The following is a 3,367-nucleotide window of genomic DNA, read 5'->3' on the forward strand; positions in this document are numbered from 1 at the left end:
GATCACATCGAGCGTCGCAGTGACGTAGGTATCAAATCCCGCAAGAAATGCGTCACAGTGCGGCTCCACGTTTCCAACCTCCCACGCCAGAGTGATATTGACATTTGCAATCACTTTTCCGCCGTGTTCATGGACTGTCTTGGCGATCTGTGCAATCCGGTCAACCCCGCTCAGTGTCGTCTCCAGATGAGTCTCTTTCGCCGGGCGTCCCTCCTCATCCACATTGCAGACTTCCTTGTTCTCACACAGGTCCAGTTCCAGATAACCCGGGGTTGCACTGAAATACGCTCCGGATGACGGCTGAAGCAGAAGAATTGCCAGATCCGCTTCCTCCACACAGTTTGTCAGCGTCACTCCCATAGGATCTTCCGAAACCTGTTTTTCGAGAGATTCCGTCGCCTTTTCTGCCATTTTCGGGTCTTTGTGGAAACACTCCACATACACTTTTTTTCCGGCGCATTTCTCGGCAGTCAGCGGCAGAACTCCATCGTTTTTCAGAAGAACAACGCTCTTTCTGTGTGCCTCCATCGCATGATCCCAGTCATCCTGATTGTAAATGACTTCCTCTGCCTGTTTCGGATCGCGGTATGGATTCTCAAACATGCCGAGCGCAAACATCTCCGTCATCGTGCGAATAACCGCGCGGTCAAGACTCTCATCCGTCAGAACCAGCTCTTCTTTTGAAAAGCCTTCCGGAACCGGATTCTTCTCATAATAATCGTTTCTGGCGCGCGCATACGCCTCCTGCCCTTTCTCCTGGTCAAACAGTCCGCTGATCAGATCCACGCCTGCATGGGTGACTGCGAAACCGATCCGCTCAGGCTCATCAAGCATCTCCACACCCCAGTCCATGTTGTGGACAATTCCCGTATCCGAGTTGATGTATCCCTGAAATCCCATCTGTTTTCTCAGCAGACCATCGATAAACGGCTTATTGTAGGCAAAACCGTATGGCTCCATCTCCATCTCGCCGCCCTCTTTGTCCGTCTGGGGAGCGCTCTTTTTAGCTGCCGGTTTTGCATAGTATGGCATGATCGAGGAGGCATTTGCATCGATTGCGGTCTGGAAGCCCGGAAGATGATATTTCTCGAGGGATCCCTCTGTCTGATAGACATTCCACTGTCCCATCTTATAGTGCGGGTCAAATCCATTCTCTCTCGCACCGCCTCCCGGGAAATGTTTGACCGTCATCGCCACACCATCCGGAGTCACGCCATCCCTGCTTCCCTGAATAATCGGGATGATTCTCTCAAAAATATCACAGATCAGTTTCGGATCCTCTCCAAATGTGCCATAGCTGCGCTGCCATCTCGGATCGGAGATCACATCTGCCATGTACATATATCCCTTTTTCATTCCAACCGCATCCCACTCTCTTCGGATACAGTCTGCAAATTCATCTGCAATCTCGAGGGAATCTCCACGGATTGCCGCTGCAATTCCGAGCGTTCCCGGCCAGGATGCAAACACACCGCCGGCGTCATTCATGCCGAAAATCAGCTCTCCATTCTCATTTCGGGAGTTCGACACAACCTGAACCGGAACAAAGTGCTCACACTCCTCTGCAACTGCATGGAGCTGGTTGATCCAGTCCGTCATATCCTCCGGCGTCGGGGCATCGCGAAGAATCAGATGTCTTGCAAACCACTCCTTGATAAGCTCGGTCGTTCCCGGAAGATGCTGTTCTCCAAAGATCGTCTTTCCGTGAAATTCTGCATCATCGAGGACACCCGACTCATCGAGCTCCGGCTTGTGATCCGGGAATCGATCTGTGTATTTACCCATGCGCCAGTCGGAGATAAAAAGCTGTGCAATCTTCTCCTCCGTCGTCAGCGTCTTCACATACGCTTCTGCACGCTCCCCTGCCGGAAGTCGCCAGTCGTCGAATGTCTGAAACTCTCCGCTTCCATCGAGGTCTTTAAAGTAGAGTCCGTCTTTCTCAATCACCTTTCTTGACACCGTTCCGATCACCGGACCGTTCGGATTCTGATAATAGCGGACATGTTCCGATGCTTTCTTTGCCATAATCCTTTCCTCTCCTAATCCTATTTCTATCTTTTCTTAGTTATCGTTTTTTATTATCGTTTCTTCTCGTCTTTTTTGTCTTTTCTGAGATAAACGTGATACCCCCATCTGTCAAAGAAGGGGGTATGTTGTTCGCTTATGCGCGTCTCTTTTTCAGTTCTGCCACGTTTGCATCGACTCTAGCCTTGTTTAACGGATAGATAAACAGCAGTGCCAGTGCAACCAGAATCATTCCACCTGCCGGAATCAGGCAAGCCAGATCGAAGATCTTCTTCAGCACTTCCGGATAGGATGCCGGATCTGCTGCAACTGCCTTGGAGTATCCGATTGCAGTCATCAGTCCACCGATCATACCGGAAGAAAATGCCTGACCAAGTTTTCTTGCAAAAGAGTATACGGAATAGATTGTTCCGTCCTCTCGAACTCCGTTTCGGATCTCCGCATCATCGATGACATCGGTGATCATTGCCCAGATTACCATGTTGAAGAACGTCTGACCAATATAAGCAACCACATAGAATGCCACAAACACGATCGGACTTTCCGGTCTCACAAAGAGACAGACAATCCAGGTTGCCGCTGATACGAGACAGCCGACAATCGACATCTCTTTCTTTCCGACTTTTGCTGCGATCTTAGACGCCAGCGGAGCCACAACAAACAGAGAGGCGAGACTGCTCAACATAGAGGACAGAGACTGTGCAGAACCACTGTTATAATACACTGGGAACACATACGGTGCCATTCCGCTCATTCCAAGCATGCCGAGGAGCAGAAGAATTGCTGCTGCGATGATTCCAAGAAGAGCACGGTTTGTAAAAATGCTCTTTAACATTGCGCCCACATTGACTTTTTCCGTCTTCTGAGGAACTTCCACACGCTCTGTCACAAGATGGAAGCAGAGCAGGTGGCAGATGATGCCGCAGGCTGCAAAAACACCTGCAATCATTGTCATACGGCTTCCGGACAGAACGGTTGCGCCGTCAACTGTTACATAGGCAACCATCGGAGTCAGGGTTCCGATTGCCAGGTTTGCGCAGGCAGCGCCCATCGAACGGAATGTGGAGAGCTGCGCACGGTCAGATGCCTCCGGAGATACTGCGGATGCCATCGAACCATATGGGATATTCACAGAGGTGTAGAAAATGGAACCCCAAAGCAGATACGTCAAAAACATCCAGAAAATCTTAAATCCCATCGGCATTCCCGCAAATCCCGATTGAAACATCAAAAATGCCGAAATTCCAAGCGGTCCGCAGCAACGGCGAATCCACGGTTTGAACTTTCCATCTTTTGTCGGTGCAGACCGGTCCACAATCTGTCCCATCGTCACATCTGTCAC

2 protein-coding genes are annotated in these 3,367 nt (G+C 50.3%); both read right to left on the minus strand.

Annotated features, from left to right (window positions below; genetic code table 11):
- The coding region (locus ACR0QE_RS13255) for a glycoside hydrolase family 3 N-terminal domain-containing protein (protein WP_432628805.1) at positions 1-2,025 on the minus strand (2,025 nt) is incomplete at its 3' end.
- 136 nt (positions 2,026-2,161) lie between these two features.
- Positions 2,162-3,367: MFS transporter (locus ACR0QE_RS13260; RefSeq protein ID WP_432628806.1), on the minus strand; the 1,206-nt coding region annotated here is incomplete at its 5' end.

Origin of the sequence: Brotaphodocola sp., from assembly GCF_050873065.1 — a bacterium.
Taxonomy (GTDB): Bacteria; Bacillota; Clostridia; order Lachnospirales; family Lachnospiraceae; genus Brotaphodocola.